The organism is Bilophila sp. (assembly GCF_057864385.1).
The window spans coordinates 78972-95785 of record NZ_DBMAFI010000010.1 but is presented as its reverse complement, the minus strand read 5'-3'; the positions used below and the strand labels follow the sequence as shown (position 1 = coordinate 95785).

Here is a 16814-nt window from a genome sequence, read left to right as displayed (position 1 = left end):
ATTGATGGGGAAGTGAGGGAGCCTTTCCAGAGAAAAGCTCCCCCAATGCGTTCAGAATATTTTAAAAGGAATGTTGCCTTAGCGAACGGTTTTCACCGGGGTCAGTGCGTAGGGGAAGGCCATGAAGACGTTCCGCGCCACTAGACGCCAGCGGTAAGCCGCCGCCTTGTTTTGCGGACAATAGGTGAAAGCGAACCGCGTTCCCGAATCCGTGGGGACGGCCTGTTGCGGCGTCAGTTCCTGCGTTTCGCGCGGGGCGAAGGGGCAGCCCTCACAGGTATCCTGCGGCGTCTGCAATTCCTTGGGCAGGGTGGAATCGGTAGATGCGCCCAGAGGTTCCAGCTCAATGGAGAAACCGTCCACATTGCGCGCCGCGCCTTTCATGAACGCGGAGATGGCGAGACAACCGTTTCCGGTGAGGGCGGCGTCAGCGCTTTCCCATTCAAACAGGTTTTTCTTGTCTTGGGGGATCGGATCCCCTTTCTTGCCGCATCCCGCTGCGATCAACAGTAGGCAGCACAGTATTAGCGTGATCCGTGTTTTCATTGCTTTGGGGCTCCCCATAAAAGTTTCCATTCCGTGATACGTTTCAGGGCCTCAAGAGGGGTCAGGGCATCGGGATTGGTATCCCGCAGAGCCACGAGCAAAGGGTGTTCCGGTTCCGCAACGGCAACTTCCTCGACCACTTTCTTGGGCTTGGCCTCGGGAAGCTGGATGCCGGGCAGAAGATTCGGCATGACCTGACGGACGGGTGAGGAGCTTTTGTTTTGCTCCAGTTGGGCGAGGATTTCCCGTGCCCGCTGGACGACGGGCTGTGGGACGCCTGCCAGCCGCGCGACTTCGATGCCGTAGCTCCGGTCGGACGGCCCGGGGATCAGGCGGCGGAGAAAGACGATTTCCCCGTTCCACTCCCGAATGGCGATGTTCATGGTATGCACACCGGGGATTTTGCCTTCTAATGCCGTGAGTTCATGATAGTGCGTGGCAAAAAGGGTTCGGATGCTGCCCCCGGCCCGCCTTGCCAGCTCTTCCGCAACGGCCCACGCCAACGCCAGCCCGTCGAATGTGCTCGTGCCGCGTCCGATTTCGTCAAGGATGACGAGGCTGCGTTTGGTGGCTTGCCGCAGGATGCGTGCGGTCTCCATCATTTCCACCATAAACGTACTTTGGCCTTGCGCCAGATTGTCCGAAGCGCCTACGCGGGAGAAGATGCGATCGCACAGGCCAAGCTGGGCTTCCCGGGCCGGGACGAAAGAACCCATCTGCGCGAGGAGGCAGATCAGCGCGGTCTGGCGGAGCACGGTCGACTTACCGGCCATGTTGGGGCCGGTGATCAGCAGGAGCCGCCTGTCCTCATCCATGTGGAGATCGTTGGGCACGAAAGCGGCTTCTCCGATAATGCCCTCAACGACTGGGTGGCGTCCTTCCCTGATTGTGACGGATTGCCCGGTATGGAGCACGGGGCGCGACCAGTTGTGGCGCACCGCCGTTTCCGCCAATGACTGCCAATAGTCCAGTTGCGCCAGCATGTCGGCCATGAACAGGATGCGGGGGCGGGCTTCAGCCAACGCCCCGCGAAGCTGCTGGAACAGCTTGTATTCAAGCGACTTGCGCCGATCGGCGGCGGAAAGCAGCTTTTCTTCCAATTCCTTGAGGCGGACGGTCGTAAAACGCTCGGCGTTGGCCAGCGTCTGCCTGCGGATAAAATGTTCGGGAGGCGTTCCGCCCACTGCCTTGGACAGCTCGAAGTAATACCCGAACACCCGATTGTAGCCGAGCTTGAGCTTGCTGATGCCCGAAGCTTTCTGCTCCTCTTCGAGCAGCGCCTTGACCCGGTTTTCCCCGTGTTCGACGAGATCCAGCAGTTCGTCCAGTTCCGGGTTATAACCCTGCTTGAACAGCCCTCCTTCGGTGATGAACTGCGGCGGATCGTCGGCAAGGGCTTTTTGCAGCGTGGTGGCGTGGTCGCCGAGATCATCCCAATGTTCCGTAATGGAGCGGAGCACTCTGGGGGTATCGGCATCGGGAGACGTGATAGCGGATTTGACCGGAGGAAGCGCCGCAAGGCTCTGCCTGAGCGACAGCATATCCCGGGGGGAGGTTCTGTTCAGGGCGATACGGGTAGACAGGCGCTCAAGATCATAGACGCCGGAAAGCGCCTCGCGCAGCTTTTTTCTGTTTTCGGGATGCGCAATGAGCCAAGCAATGGCTTCCTGCGTTTCCTGAATGGGCGCAAGTTCGCGCCAAGGGTTGCGTAGGCGCTCCTCAAGCAGGCGGCCGCCCATCGGCGTCTGCGTGGAGTCGATTACATGGCGCAGCGTGCCTACGCCCTTGCGTCCATCGAGGCGGCGGAACAGCTCCAGATTACGTTCCGTAACGTCGTCGATAAGGAGGTGCTGGCCAAGATCCAGAGGCTCGAAGGGCGCAAGATGTTTGGTGTCCTGCATCTGCGTCTGCTCCAGATAGGCGAGCAGTGCGCCGCATGCCTGCACCAGCTCTTTGCGGTCTTCCAGCCCCAAGGCCCCCAATTCGGCGACGGACTGGGCGGCAAGGACGCGTTCAGTGGAGCGTTTGTAGTCGAAATGGCTCCGCAAGGGGACACGGACGACCTGAATGTCCGTAAGGTGCAGCGAGGGCGGGATGTCGGCATCTTCCGGCAACAGGAGTTCGCGTGGGGCAATCTTCTGCGCCCACTGCCAGAGTTCCTGACTCTTTTTGACGTGCAGCCCGGCCCAGTAGCCGGTGGAGACATCCACCCACGCGAACCCGCCGCGATCCGTGTCGGCACTCCAGAGCAGGGCCCCAAGATAGGTGTGCCCCTTGGGCTCAAGGCTGACGTCCTCGACGGCGGTTCCGGGGGTGTAGACACGGGTGACGGCGCGCTCGACAAGCCCCTTGGCGGCTCTGGGGTCTTCGACCTGATCGCAGAAAGCGATCTTGTAGCCCTTGTTCAAAAGCTGGCTGACGTACCCTTCGGCGGCATGCCACGGGACGCCGCACATGGGAACGGGTGATTCCGCGTTAGGGTTGCGCGAAGTCAGCGCGATTTGGAGTTCACGCGAGGCTACTTCGGCGTCCTCAAAAAAAAGTTCATAAAAGTCACCCATGCGGTAGAAGAGCAGGGCGTCAGGATAGCCCTCCTTAATGCGGAGGTACTGTTCAAACATGGGGGTAAGGCGGGGAGATACGGGCTGTTGACTCATATGCTGCAATAATGCCCACGTACAATCCAGCGAGGGATCATCCGTGGGCATCATGAATGGTAAGTGGTTATTCTTGTTCGGTAAGTGCGGAAGCGGACTTTTTCGCGTTTTCGACCTCTTCGGCGAGCTGGGCGGCCTTGGCTTCAGCGGCGTCTAGCTTCTTCTGAAGGGCCTCGTTGGTCTTGAGGGCCTTGGCGACATCCTTTTCAAAGCCGCGGGCACGCATATTGGCCATCGTCAGCTTGGCGGAGAGGGAAACCCGATCCCACATCAGCATGGCGAGGATACACAGGGCGCCAAGGACGAAACAGATGATCAGCAGGGTGTAGAAGGGCAGAGGGGCGGATTCGACCGGAGGGAGGAACAGCAGGTCGAGTTTCAGCGCAACGGCCTGCGAGAACGCACTCTGGTTCTGCACGAAGAACATCATGACCAAGAAAAACAGAATGACCAGCAGCAGCACTTTGATGTAACGCATAGACCTCTCCTCATGCGGGTTGGCCCGGGCGCAACCGGGCGAAAAGGGGTTTGAGTTTGGTATAGGTCGAAGCCAGATGATCGGGGATGACCCGCGTTTCACTCATCACGGCCATGAACGAAGAATCGCCATTCCAGCGGGGGACGAGATGGAAATGCAGGTGGTCGCGAATGCCCGCTCCGGCGGCTTCGCCGAGGTTGAGGCCTACATTGATGCCCTGCGGTTTGAAGAACTCCCTGAGAATGGTCGTGCACTGCTTGAGCAATTCCATGATTTCCGTCGATTCCTCCGCCGTCAGAAGCGGCAGATCCATGACGTGCCGCAGGGGTGCCACCATGATATGCCCGTTGTTGTACGGAAATTTGTTCATGATGACGAAAGCGGCCTTGCCGCGGTACAGGACGAGCCGTTCCTCGTCATGGGACAGATCATCGGGAGGGAGGCACAGAACGCACGAGTCCGGTTTCGGCCCCAAAATATAGTCCATACGCCACGGGGCCCACAGAGGATGTGTCATACGACAGCTTCCTTGTCTTGAGTGAAAATCGTTTTTCCTCTTCTACACGGCAAGGGCGCTCACGGCAAGCCCTTCCCGCCCGTGGAGGACGCTTCAGCGCGGCTTCCTCTGGGCGGCGTCCGCCATCCCCTTTCCCGGAAGGCCCTTCCTGATCATCCCCGCCGCCAGTTTCAGTTGCGCTTCCCTTGTTTCGGCCTCCCCGTCCAACTTTGCGGCCAGAACCATACGCATAACGCTGCCGAACTGCGGCCCGGGCTTCAAACCGAGGCGGTGCAGATCGTCGCCGTTGATGTCCACTTTGATCTGCCGCCATTTATAGATGTATTGGGAAACGCTGCTGCTGATTTCCTCGTTGTCGGAGCGGGCCATCAGGTAAAGCGTGCTTTCGAGCGGCAGGGGGGCGAGGAGGGCGCACAAGCGGCTTATGGAGTGTCCCGCCTGCCCCTTTTTTTGCGTATCCCGGTGCCAGTTGAGGAGCTCCATCAGCGTCGTGCGCACGCTTTCCCGCAGGCTGAGGAGCTCCTCGCGCATTGTGGGCGTCAGCCCAAGGCGGTGCAGGATATCCGCCGTTTCGATGGCTGGGACGGCGCTGCACAGGGCCATGAGATACAGTGTGGAAAGGTCGGGCGTTTCCTTGAAATAGAGGAGGCGGTACCAGTCGATGACCTCACGCAGGGAGTCGATGAGTTCGTCCCTGTCGGGGGTCAGGGTGAGGCTCGGATGGATCGCGGCCAGCACGCCGAGTCCGTTGAGGCGGCGCAGGCAGGTTTCCGGTTCGTCCTCGCGGAAGATGAGGTTCAGCTCGTGCAGGATGCGCGCGCCGGACAGTTTTTCCACGAGGTTCAGGGACAGGGCGTTCTTGATGAGCTTTTCGCCCTGCGTGCTGATGTGGAAGCCGTACCGCTGTTCAAAGCGCACGGCCCGGATGATGCGGGTGGGATCTTCCACGAAGCTCAGGGCATGGATGATGCGGATTGTCTTGCGCTGGATGTCGCTCTGGCCGCCGAAGAAGTCGACGAGGCAGCCGAACTGCCCCTTGTTGAGGCGGAGGGCCATCGCATTGATGGTGAAGTCGCGGCGGAAGAGATCCATCTTGATGGAAGAGAGTTCCACAGTGGGCAGGGCGGCGGGGTATTTGTAGTATTCAAGGCGCGCCGTGGCTACGTCGAGGCGCTGTTCTTCGCCGTTTTCGTCATGATAGATGATGAGGGCGGTCATGAAAGCCCTGTGCTCGCGGACGCGGCCTCCGAGTTCCTGCGCCAGCGCCTTGGCAAAGGCGATGCCGTCGCCTTCAACCACCAGATCAACGTCGTCGAACTCCACGGCGGGGCGGCTGAGCATGATGTCGCGGACGAAACCGCCGACGGCATAAACGCTGACCTGCAGGCGGTCTCCGAGTTCCCCGGCCCTGTGGAGCATACGCAGCATGGGCTGGGGGAGGCGTGTAGATAGCAGTTTCGCGAGGTTGCGTTCACGTGCGCTGGTGTTGACGGGGATGGGCACGCCGGAAGGATCTTCGACGAACATGTTGATGAGGTCGGTGCGGGTGACCACGCCGATGACCTCGTTCTTTTCGACGACGGGAACAAGCCGCTGGTGCGCGCCCACGATGATTTTCATGAGGCGTTGCAGGGGGGCGTCCGGCGGAACCGTCAGGATGGTGCGCTGCATGTATTCGGAAACCGGCATGTCGCCCAGTTCGTGGGCGATGGCCTTGGATGCCGTCTGGCATTCCATATAGCCGATGCAATGGCGCGTCCCCGCCCGGAAGACGGGAGCGGCCTTGAGGCCGTAGCGGTTCATGATCTGTTCCGCTTCCCGGATGGTCTGCTTGTCCTCAATGCCGACGGCGGGCGAGGACATGAGATCCCGCGCCTGTTTGTTGGGGTTCACCTGCATATACAGTTGTTGGAAGATGGTATCCTTGAGTTCGGGAAGGGGAATGCCCTTGACCGAAGCGGACGCCGCGAAACGGTGCCCACCGCCCCCAAGCGCTTTACATATCTGGCCGACATCCACGGCGTCCACGCGGCTGCGGGCCACGACCTGCACCTTTTCCTCCATGTTGGCGAGGGCGAACAGGACGTTGCAGGACTCCATCTCCATGAATTTCTGGGCGAGGTAGGCGAAATCGCCCATGAAGCTGTCCAGCGTCGCTTCGGCGAGGACTACGCTGTAAGGGCCGACCTCATGGACGGCAGCGGAGTCGAGCAGTTCATTGAGAACCTTGATATGGACGCTGGTCATGCCCGTCTGGACGAGATCCGCGATGAAGGGCAAATCCATGCCGTGCTGGCGTAGCCATGCCCCCGCAAGGAAGTCTTCCGGCTTGGTGGACGTGTAGGTGAACGCGCCCGTGTCGCCGTAGATGCCGAGCCCAAGAAAGGTGGCTTCCTGACAGGCTGGGGTGATGCCCCGTTCCTGTAGGGCCTGACAGATGAGCGTACAGGTGGAGCCTGTGGTTCCGATGTGCGTCACGTCGGCGTTGATGACCTTATTTTTTTCGCCGGAGCAAGGCTTGGGGGTGGGGTGGTGATCCCATACCTCCACCTCCACGCCGGGAAGATCGAGCAAATCATGCACCTGCGGCACGCGGGAACGGATCTGCGTGTCCACGATGACGACGCGCTTCACACTCGTGTGGTCGATTTCTTTTATATTCTTGAATGCGTACAGAAATACGGCGGTTTCATTGAAGAACTGGTTCAACGGCTTTTCCATGCTGCCCGGAAAGATCATGATGCTGTCGGGGTAGATCATGGACATGCCGATCATCGAAGACAAGGCATCCCAGTCGGCGTTGCTGTGGCAGGTGATGACGGTGGGGGCTGAGGCCAAAGAAGGTTTCATATGGTTTCCTTATGCAGCTTACGACAGTTCGCCTTCGGTGGGGGGGCATCATCCGGGCCGGGTTCTGTGTACTGGGAGCGGGGGTGGTATTTCCTGTGGATTTGGAGCAGGCGTTCGGACTGGACATGCGTGTAAAGCTCCGTCGCGCTCATGTCCGCATGGCCGAGGAGGATCTGTACGGAACGGAGATCCGCTCCGCCTTCCAACAGGTGGGTGGCGAAGGAGTGCCGGAACGTGTGCGGGGAAATGGGTTTTCGGATGCCCGCCTCCAGTGCGTAGCGTTTGACCAGCTTCCAGACTCCCTGCCGGGAGAGGCCGTTGCCGGAACGGTTGAGGAACACACGATCCTCAACGGGAGTGAAGAGAGGGCGCACGATTTTGAGGTATTCGGCCATGCGCATGACAGCCGCGTCATGCAGGGGGACAAGGCGTTCCTTGCTTCCTTTGCCGAAAATGCGCACGACGCCACGTTGGAGATCCAAATCGATGGGTTGCAGTCCGATGAGTTCGGAAACGCGCATACCCGCGGCGTACAGCAGTTCCAGCATGGCCCGATCCCGAAGCCCTAGTTTGCTGGTGGCGTCCGGGGCGTTGAGCAGGCGGATGATCTCATCTTGCGTCAGTACGTCGGGCAGGAGGGAAGGGAGTTTGGGCGTGTCGATGAGGGCCGCCGGGTTGGAGGCCAGCTCACCCCGTTCGACGCACCACGCAAGGAAACTGCGCAGGGACGAAATGCGCCGCGCGAGCGTGCGGGTCGCGTCGCCGCGTTTGCGCAGCCAAGCGATGAACAGCGTGATGTTTTCGTCATCGAGGCCGCTGAGGGGCGTTTCCAGCTCGTCGAGGAAGTCCCGGAGCGCATCCAGATCTTGTTTGTAGGCGGCGACGGTGTTGCGCGAGAGCCCCCGTTCGGCTATGAGTCCATCAAGCCAGCGGGAAGCCAGTTTGGAGGGAAAACCTGCCGGGGTATCGGGGCGCCGCCCGCCCTTGTCGGAAACGGGAGTTGTATGGATTCGCGAGGTCGTCTTCATGTTCGCAGAATACACCAGAGCATGGGGAATCGCAAACCGATCGCGGTTTTTGGGAGTAATATGATGAATGAGCGGCATGTGGCGTATGTGTGCGTGGGATCCAACATGGGGGAACCGGAAATGAATCTGGTCCGGGCGCGGGAGGTTTTGGGTTCCCTGCCGGGCTGGAAAATCGAGGCGGCGTCGCCCGTCTATTTTACGGAGCCGCAGGAGATGCGCGATCAACCGTGGTTCGCCAATCAGGTTCTCAAGGTATCCTGCGCTTTAGACATGACAGCCCCCGAATTTTTGGATATGCTCCTTGATGTGGAAAAGAGGTTGGGCCGCGTCCGGGAGACGTCGGACCCGGCGATGCGGTTCGGCCCGCGCGTTATCGATCTGGATCTCTTGTTGTTTGATCAGGATCGCTGGGATACGCCGCATCTGGCTCTGCCCCATCCTCGCATGTCGGAACGGGCTTTTGTGCTTGTCCCCCTGCGGGATATCGAACCGAATCTGCTCCTCTCCGACGGACGGACTCCCGGAGAGGCGTTGCGTTCCCTCGCTCATGCCGTGGAAGGGAACCGCATCCGCCAGTAACGGCAATGCTGGAGTTGAACCATGTGGAAATGGTTGATCCTCATCCTTGTGGGTTATGCCTTGTATCGTATGTTCATGAATGACCGCAAAAAGAGCAGTGAGGATACCAAGAAGGAAAAGGAACATCTCATCGCTACCGGGGAAATGGTCAAAGACCCGGTTTGCGGAGCTTATATTGATTCCGACAGCAACATCACCGTTCGGGACGGCAAGACGGTTCACCGTTTTTGCAGCTACGACTGCCGCGACGAGTTTTTGAAGCGTATCGGGAAGCTGCCCGAAAAGACCGGCGGTGATGGCGACGAATAATCTCCCTTGCGAAGGGTGGTTGCAGTCTTACATAAAGAGGAGGCGGATTGTCCGTCTTCTCTTTTTTGATCGTGGCGGCAAGGGCCAGCCGTCCGCACAGCCTCTCCGAATTGTGGGGAATTTTGGGTCTTTTTGTGTACTTTCGCATGAAGGAGTCTTTATAGCTGAATGATTCTAGTACCAACTAATAATTGAAGAAAAGGGTATTCCGTGGTGCATCATGGAAAGCCGCCTTTACCTGGAAAGGGGCGTAGAGGCGATATTTTCGGAGGTTAATCATGGATGCAAAAGCCGTTTTGACTTCGATGCTTGCTGAGGCGGATATCCGGGTGGGAGGAGACCGTCCTTGGGATATCCAGATTCATAATGAAGGCCTGTATAAACGGGTGTTCCGGGAGGGTACGCTCGGAGCGGGCGAGGCCTATCTTGAGGGCTGGTGGGACTGCGAGCAGTTGGATGTACTGTTTTGTAAGGCCCTCCATGCGCATCTGGAAAACAAGGTGCGGCATAACCTTCCCAATGCTCTGGTTGTGGCGAGCCAGCTCCTGTTCAATTTACAGAGCGTGGCCAGGGCCCCAATGGTCGCTGAGCAGCATTACAATATGGATAACGCCATGTTCGCGCGGATGCTCGGGCCTACGATGAATTACAGTTGCGGGTATTGGAAGAATGCCGGGACGCTGGACGAGGCGCAGCGTAACAAGATGGAGCTGATTTGCCGGAAACTTGATCTTCAAGAAGGGATGTCCGTGCTCGACATTGGGTGCGGCTGGGGCGGTCTTTCCTTATATATGGCCAGAGAATACGGGGTGAAAGTCACTGGGGTCACGATTTCTACGGAACAGTTTGCCTATGCCCGGGAGCATGACGCCGGGCATCTCGTCAATTGGCTGTTGGAAGATTACCGATCCTTAAAAGGGCAGTTCGATCGTATTGTTTCCGTCGGTATGTTCGAGCATGTGGGACGGAAAAATTACGATATTTTCATGAAGACGACCAAACGGCTGCTGAAGCCTTCGGGATTGTTCCTGCTGCATACCATCGGCAACAGCAAAAAGAAGACGGGAACCGATCCGTGGATCAACAAATATATTTTCCCCAATGGGATGCTTCCCTCTCCGGTTTGCGTTGCAAAGGCCATTACCGGGCGCTATGTCATGGAAGACTGGCACAACTTCGGCGCCGATTACGACAAGACGCTCATGGCATGGCATCAGCGTTTTGAAGAAGGCTATGCGGAAGGCGCTTTTCAGTGCAGCGAGCGCGTACGCCGCATGTACCGGTACTATCTTTTAAGCTGTGCGGGCGCGTTCCGGGCGCGTGACATTCAGCTCTGGCAGATTGTGCTGAGTCCGGAAGGTGTGGAAGGCGGCTATTGCTGCCAGCGTTAAGCGGTGCGGCGGGGGCTCTGCCGCGCCATAAGCTGAAGCCTTAGGTACGCCTGTTGCCGTATTCGCTGAATTTTTTCTCGCTTACGCGGCGGTTGCGGCCTAGCGCGCAGAATACTTCATAAGAAATAGTTCCCCACCACTCGGCAAGTTCTTCGGGGCGGATGGCCAGCGGGCCCGCTCCCCCCAGCAAATAAGCCGTATCACCGGGTTCAACGCCAGGGATATCTGTTACGTCGACGATGCACATCTGCATACACACCCGCCCAAGAATAGGGGCGCGCTGTCCCCGGATCAAAACAGATCCGCGCATGGACAGCGAGCGCGGGTAACCGTCGGCATAACCGGCCCCGACGACGGCCGCCTTGATGTCTTTTGGGGCGGTGTACAGGCAGCCGTAGCTGACTGTGGCACCTTTCATGACAGGGTGGACGGAAAGCACTGGAGCCGCCATCTCCATGACCGGAAGCAGGCCCATGCCCAGTTTGGCCCTGTCCGTACCGTGAAGCGGGTTCCCTCCATAGAGTGTGACGCCGGGCCTAGCCAGATCGCCGACATAGCTCGGCCAGCAGAGGAGGCCCGGAGAGTTTGTCAGGGATGTTTTGAGATCTGGGAAAACGGCCTTCATGCTTTCCGTCGCCTCATGGAAGCGGCGCGCCTGTTCGTGGGTGAAATCGTCAAGTGCTGGAGTATCCGAAGCGGCGAGGTGCGACATGACCAGTACGGGCCGCACTTCTTTGAGCGTACGCAGATAATCGGCCAGATCCGCCGCCTCATCCACACGGAACCCCAACCGGGACATGCCGGTGTCGAATTTAATGGCGATCGTCAATGGTTCCGCACGTCCCATCAGATGGCTTTGCGCAAGGATTCGCTCAAGGCTTTCCCGGCTATGGATCAATGGGGTGATGTCATAGTTCGCGGCAAGAGCCGTATCTTCATCCCTTGCCAGCCCCATCAGCGCGAGCAGGAAAGCCGTATGCCCTTCCTGTCTGAGCAGTGCGCCTTCCCCCACGGAACCTACCGCCATATGCCGTATTCCCTCTTCCGCCAGCACGCGCGCGACGGCGACGACGCCGTGCCCGTAGGCGTCTGCCTTGATGACGGGCATGAGGGAAGGATGGCGGGCCAACAGTGTTTTCAGGTTATGACGAAGGTTTTCAAGGTGGACGGTGATGATGGCACTGCTCAAAAACATGGGACCTCCACGCTCAAGCGCTTTACTGGTGGGAAAACAGGGATAGGGGGTGCGGGACGGTAAAGGGGCGTGGAAACATCCCCCACTTCGTATTTCAGGAAAAGTTATGGATGAATCGGAAAAAAGCTCTTTTTTATTGTCCCCCGGCGGCGGGGAATAACCGAGGGTTTTTTTTGTTTGAAAAATGGGCTAGAGTACACCCCGCACGAACCAGAGCATGAAGCCGCATTGTTTTTCAAAAAACGTCCCCGCGAGGGAGGCAGTTGTGAGAGGCTTCGGGATAGCCCCGGCAATTGGTTCGAGTGATACAAAAGAGACGTTGCTGCGGAGTTATCCTTTAAAACACGCTCCTGTGCGGAGCATTTTTATAGTGCGTCCGAACGCTGGATGCAACAGGAAGTTTGCCGTGCCCATGATTGTGCCCCTGCCTCGCGAAATGTTCCGGTTTGTAACAAAAACGGTTTGCGCGCCCGTAGCTTTGCTGGCGCTTTTCCTTTGCTTGCCGGGTCATTCGTATGCCGCTACGGATGTGCTCACTATACCGATGGAAGACACGAAGGAGGCTTCGTGGAATCTTGAGGCGGACAAACTGGTCACTCTCAGCGACAATACCATCGTTGAGGCGCAGGGTGGGGTTGTCCTTCAGCGGGGAAACGACATTTTAAAAGCTGATTTTGCCCGGTACTACTCTGCGACGAACTGGGTTTATCTGAAAGGCAACGTGTTCGTCCGCATGGGCAGGGACGACATCCGTTCCGATGAAGCCGAGTTTGATCTGTACTCCAAAACCGGTTGGCTGACGAATGGGCACGTTTTTATGGAAGGGCCCCACATTTATTTCAGCGGTTCGCGGATTATCAAGCACTGGGGGGATAGGTATACCTTCAACAAGGCGAAGGTGACGACCTGCGACGGGGCGGTTCCCGCGTGGTCGATGAATGCTGAACAGGCCGTCGTAGAGATTGACGGTTATGCCCAGCTTTTCCACTCGACTTTTGACGTAAAAAATACTGGAGTTTTTTACAGTCCCTTCATGGTATTGCCGGCAAAGACGACTCGCCAGTCCGGGTTGCTGCCGCCTGATTATGGCATCAGCGAAAAGCGCGGTTTTTATTATACTCAGCCGTATTTCTGGGCTATTGATGAGAGCCATGACATGACGTTTTACGGTGGCTGGATGACGAAGATCGGGCCATCTTTCAGCGTTGAGTATCGGGCGAATGAATTTACGGATCAGAAGACATGGCTTGCCGCTACCGGTATCTACGATAAGGATACTGTGGCGATTCCGGGGACAAGCCGGGTAAGTGAAAATACGCAGACACTGCGTACCAATAACGATCGGTATTGGCTGCGTGGAATGGCCGACGGGTTCCTTGGGGCTTCCACGTGGCGTTACCGCTCCAATATCGATTATGTTTCGGATCAGGATTTCCTTCGTGAGTTCAACCAAGGGCCTATAGGCTTTGACAGAACCCGCGACAACCTATTCAGGATGTTTGGGCGTGATTTGCAGGAAGACGATCAAAACCGCGTGAGCGCCGCTTTGGTAAGCAATGACTGGCAGCGCGTGGGTATTGTCGCCAGTGTGCGGTATGAGCAGGATCCTTCCCTCGGGCATGGGAATATGGCGCGAAGTCAGGATGAATTGGTGCAGCGCCTGCCGCAGCTCGACTTGTTCCTGTATAAGGGAAGGATTATTCCGCAGATTCCCTTGGAACTGGAAGCGCAGTTTCAGTCAGGGTATATGTACCGCGCTTCAGGAACAACGGGCGGGCGTACGGAAATCTATCCTAAGCTATCCGTTCCTTTGGATTTTGGCTTTGGTTCCGTCATTGGTACAGTCGGGCTCCGTCAAACCTACTACAATACGGATCGCAAAGAACACACCAGTCCATTGGCCATGTATATGGACAATTCCGCTTCTCCCCGTCAGACTGGCGAATCCCGTACCATGATCGACATGGATATCCAAGGATATACGGAAGCAAGCCGTATCTGGCAGATTGGAGACGAATCAAGCATTCCGCTCAAGCCTGAAAATGCCGGAAAGCAGATGTGGACAGCGGTTCGCCACGAAATCCAGCCGCGTATCCGGTATTCCCGCACGCCGCATGTCGATCAAGAAAAGAATCCTTTTTATTTGATGGAGGATAGAATACTGCCCCGGGATGAGCTGACGTACTCCATTACCAATATTGTAACGCGAAAGGGTTCCATTGTTTCGGTAACTGGAGAGGGGGATAAACAGGAAGCACGGCGCAGTACTTTTTATCAGGATCTTTTGCGCTGGCGGATTGAGAGCGGTTACGACTTTGAAGAGGCTCGCCGGGATCGGTATCGGGATGAATATGGGCGTAGGCCATTCATGGATATTGTTTCGGATTTTGAAATCTATCCTTGGCCGTGGCTTGGGTATCACGATAAAACGTATTTTTCAGCGTATGACGGAGAAGTTACACGTCATGATCATGATATCAACCTACGGTATAAAGATAAGATATCATGGTACACAGGTATGAGCTTCCGTGATAAGTATTATGACTATAGAAAAAAATTTCAGTATGAGAACTGGAACAATGTCCAACTTACTTCGGATTTACGGCTTATCCACAATGATTTGACGATCAATGTGACGCCTGAGTGGTCTATCCGGTTTGATGACTACCGCGATATGCGCCAAGGTGGAACATTTGGCAAAACCTACGATCAAAGTATTGATATTGCTTATACAGCGCAATGTTACCGTATTATAGGCCGATATAATTACGATGGCTATGACAAGAGTTACTCCATTATGGTAGAGCTCCCCGGAATTTTTGATTGATCACCGAGAATGATAAAATCGAAAAAACGGTTGACAGGCACGGGAAGAATCGCTAGAAGAATCCACGGAACGACGCATTGAACGTCATTTCTACGGAGAGGTGGCCGAGACGGCCGAAGGCGCTCGCCTGCTAAGCGGGTATACGGGTAACACTGTATCGAGGGTTCGAATCCCTCCCTCTCCGCCATTAGAATTTAACCCACTGGAAACAGTGGGTTTTTCTTTTTGGTGTGAGCTTTATTCCTGCGGATACATTTAAGGCTCATCTGAGGCTCATCATGCCATCAGCCAGAGTTTCTCCTCATCCTTAACAAAGCCCCGGGCATTTGCCCGGGGCTTTGTTTCTATTTGGGGAAAGCATTTGTTTATTCATGTGTGGCAATGCGTGGGAAGACAATGCGATAGCCAGCCCATACGGCGCAGATACATATCACGGCATTGAGGAGAATATTCAGACCTGCAAGCATAATATCATCGGTATGGTAGAGGTTAAATGTATCAAGAGAGAAGGTGGAGAAGGTGGTGAAACCGCCGAGGAAACCGGTTCCAAGCAGGCTGTATCCCACCGTGAACGTCTTTTCGCTGCGTTTCATGGTGCCTTGCAGTAGGCCCATGAGAAAACCGCCGAGCACGTTTATGCAGAGGATGCCAAGAGGGAAGGCCATGGTCAGGCCGCTCATGATCGCGGTATTCAGCTTGAAGCGGCAGACCGCCCCCGCCGCACCGCCGCACAGGACGGCAATGGTGTTTTCGATATACGACATACCTTCCCCCTAGTGGAGCATCAGGAAAAAGCCGAAAGCGGTCCCACAAAGGCACAGGGCCATATTGATGACGACGTTGGTGACGGCCTTTCCGGGCTGTCCGTCACGGAAGGCGGCGAATGTATCCATAGAGAATGTGGAGAATGTGGTCAGCGCGCCGAGAAAGCCTTCGCCAATGAAGTCATGCCAAGGGATAAAGGGAACGGCATCCATCTTGATTGCCCCTACAAGCAGTCCCATAATAAAAGAGCCGAACACGTTTACGAATAGAGTCCCATAGGGGAAACCTTTGCCGAGCCATGCGGCGAACCACGCGGAGAGCTGGAAGCGGCAGTAAGCGCCGAGTGCGCCTCCGCCTGCGACCCAAAGCGTCCCTGTCAACTCAGTCATGCTGTTTCCTTTTAAAAAAGGCCGGGTAGCTGGCCCGGCCTTTGAGGGTTACATCTTATAGGCGTCTTCGCCATGCAGGGACTCATCAAGTCCTGCCTCTTCCTCTTCCTTCGTAACCCGGATCGGCCCCCATGCGCTGATGACCTTGAAGATGATGATGGTCACAACGAAGGAGTAGACCGCTACGATGATCACGCCGAGGAGCTGCATGAGGAACTGATGGATGCTGGCGCTCACCTTATCGATACTGCTGCTGGCGAGAATGCCGAGGAGCAGGGCGCCAGTGACGCCGCCCATGCCGTGAGCACGCCACACTTCAAGCGCATCGTCGAATCCGAGGCGTTCCTGTACATGCTTGGCGTAGTAGCACACGGTAGAACCCACGGCTCCGATGACGATTGCAGCCCACGGTTCCACGTACCCGGCGCAGGGGGTAATGGTGGCGAGGCCGGCCACGGCGCCGACGAGCACGCCGGAGAAGGACGGTTTGCGGTCATAATGCCAGTCGTAAAGCATCCAGACGATCATGGCGATGGAACCGGCGATGGTCGTGTTGGTGAAGGCGTAGGCGGCCAAGCCGTCGGCGGCGTACGCGCCACCTGCGTTGAAACCGAACCAACCGAACCACAAGAGGCCGGCACCCACGGCGACCAGCGGCAGATTGTTGGGTACGGTCGGTTCGCCGGGCTTCATGTCGTCACGCCGACCAAGGAAAATGACCGAGGCAAGCGCCGCAAAACCGGCGCTGACGTGGATCACGATACCGCCTGCAAAGTCCATCACGCCAATCTTGGCGAGGAAGCCGCCGCCCCAAATCCAGTGGCAGACGGGAATGTAGATGAAGATCATCCACAAGATGAGAAACTTCAGGTAGCCGCGGAAGTTCAGCCGTCCGGCGAACGCGCCGGTGATCAGCGCCGGGGCGATGACCGCGAACATAAGCTGGTAGGCGAAGAACAGGATGAAAGGCACAGTGCTCGCATAGATGGGGCTTGGGGCAATCCCCACTTTATCCAGCGCGAAGTGGTAGCTGATGTCACCAAACAGGCCGCCCACATCCGGCCCGAAAGCAAGGCTGAACCCTCCGAAAATCCAGATGACGGCCGTAACGCCCATAGAAACGAAGTTCTGCATCATAATGGTCAGCACGTTCTTTTTACGGACCATGCCGCCGTAGAACAGCGCAAGGGCGGGGGTCATCATGCACACCAATGCGGTGCAGAGCATAACAAAGCCAGTATCGCCCGTGTTGAGAGAAAACATATGGCTACTCCTGATGGTTG

Annotated in this window: 14 protein-coding genes and 1 tRNA gene; 5 read left to right on the top strand and 10 right to left on the bottom strand. The window is 56.9% G+C overall.

The window, feature by feature from the left end:
- Window positions 1–78 precede the first annotated feature (78 nt).
- From ACZM8Y_RS05135 to xerD, 6 genes are all read right to left on the bottom strand, one after another.
- Complete coding sequence (locus ACZM8Y_RS05135) at window positions 79–546, bottom strand: hypothetical protein (RefSeq protein WP_337432158.1); 468 nt, start codon at window positions 544–546, stop codon at window positions 79–81.
- A complete protein-coding gene (mutS, locus tag ACZM8Y_RS05130; RefSeq protein ID WP_487480082.1) occupies window positions 543–3203 on the bottom strand; it encodes a DNA mismatch repair protein MutS in 2661 nt (886 codons plus the stop codon). The genes ACZM8Y_RS05135 and mutS overlap by 4 nt, the downstream gene beginning before the upstream one ends.
- A gap of 67 nt (window positions 3204–3270) precedes the next feature.
- A complete protein-coding gene (locus tag ACZM8Y_RS05125; protein WP_302551671.1) occupies window positions 3271–3681 on the bottom strand; it encodes a hypothetical protein in 411 nt (136 codons plus the stop codon).
- A gap of 10 nt (window positions 3682–3691) precedes the next feature.
- On the bottom strand, window positions 3692–4198 hold the full coding sequence (locus tag ACZM8Y_RS05120; protein ID WP_337432160.1) for an HIT family protein: 507 nt from the start codon (window positions 4196–4198) through the stop codon (window positions 3692–3694).
- Window positions 4199–4291: 93 nt separating this feature from the next.
- Window positions 4292–7048 (bottom strand): CBS domain-containing protein, encoded by a 2757-nt coding sequence (locus ACZM8Y_RS05115; protein ID WP_482331184.1) that lies wholly within the window; start codon window positions 7046–7048, stop codon window positions 4292–4294.
- On the bottom strand, window positions 7045–8076 hold the full coding sequence (gene xerD / locus ACZM8Y_RS05110; protein WP_482331188.1) for a site-specific tyrosine recombinase XerD: 1032 nt from the start codon (window positions 8074–8076) through the stop codon (window positions 7045–7047). Before xerD ends, ACZM8Y_RS05115 begins: the two co-directional genes overlap by 4 nt.
- 21 nt (window positions 8077–8097) lie before the next feature.
- Between xerD and folK the strand changes: the two genes are divergently transcribed.
- The 3 genes from folK (at window position 8098) to cfa (ending at window position 10355) form a co-directional block, all read left to right on the top strand.
- On the top strand, window positions 8098–8655 hold the full coding sequence (gene folK, locus ACZM8Y_RS05105; protein WP_489501626.1) for a 2-amino-4-hydroxy-6-hydroxymethyldihydropteridine diphosphokinase: 558 nt from the start codon (window positions 8098–8100) through the stop codon (window positions 8653–8655).
- A 21-nt stretch (window positions 8656–8676) separates the two neighbouring features.
- Window positions 8677–8964 carry a transcriptional regulator gene (locus ACZM8Y_RS05100; protein ID WP_302551676.1) on the top strand — a complete coding sequence of 96 codons (288 nt, stop codon included), beginning with the start codon at window positions 8677–8679 and terminating at the stop codon, window positions 8962–8964.
- Window positions 8965–9242: 278 nt separating this feature from the next.
- Window positions 9243–10355, top strand: a complete 1113-nt coding sequence (cfa, locus tag ACZM8Y_RS05095; RefSeq protein WP_302551677.1) for a cyclopropane fatty acyl phospholipid synthase — start codon at window positions 9243–9245, stop codon at window positions 10353–10355.
- 40 nt (window positions 10356–10395) lie between these two features.
- Here the strand turns inward: cfa and alr are convergent, their stop codons facing one another.
- Window positions 10396–11550 carry an alanine racemase gene (gene alr / locus ACZM8Y_RS05090; protein WP_479858348.1) on the bottom strand — a complete coding sequence of 385 codons (1155 nt, stop codon included), beginning with the start codon at window positions 11548–11550 and terminating at the stop codon, window positions 10396–10398.
- A 412-nt stretch (window positions 11551–11962) separates the two neighbouring features.
- Here alr and ACZM8Y_RS05085 point away from each other — a divergent pair, with 412 nt between their 5' ends.
- Window positions 11963–14377 (top strand): LPS-assembly protein LptD, encoded by a 2415-nt coding sequence (locus tag ACZM8Y_RS05085; protein ID WP_479858357.1) that lies wholly within the window; start codon window positions 11963–11965, stop codon window positions 14375–14377.
- Window positions 14378–14471: 94 nt separating this feature from the next.
- Window positions 14472–14564: transfer RNA gene (locus ACZM8Y_RS05080), tRNA-Ser, on the top strand.
- A 178-nt stretch (window positions 14565–14742) separates the two neighbouring features.
- Here the strand turns inward: ACZM8Y_RS05080 and crcB (ACZM8Y_RS05075) are convergent.
- The 3 genes from crcB (ACZM8Y_RS05075) to ACZM8Y_RS05065 are packed head-to-tail and all read right to left on the bottom strand — an operon-like array spanning window position 14743 to window position 16794.
- Entirely contained in the window at window positions 14743–15141 is a 399-nt protein-coding gene (gene crcB, locus ACZM8Y_RS05075) for a fluoride efflux transporter CrcB (RefSeq protein WP_302551679.1), read from the bottom strand.
- A 9-nt stretch (window positions 15142–15150) separates the two neighbouring features.
- Window positions 15151–15531, bottom strand: coding sequence for a fluoride efflux transporter CrcB (gene crcB, locus ACZM8Y_RS05070; RefSeq protein ID WP_479858347.1), 381 nt, complete (start codon window positions 15529–15531; stop codon window positions 15151–15153).
- Window positions 15532–15579: 48 nt separating this feature from the next.
- Window positions 15580–16794: an ammonium transporter gene (locus tag ACZM8Y_RS05065; RefSeq protein ID WP_302551681.1), complete on the bottom strand. Its 1215-nt coding sequence runs from the start codon at window positions 16792–16794 to the stop codon at window positions 15580–15582.
- Between the last annotated feature and the right edge of the window lie 20 nt (window positions 16795–16814).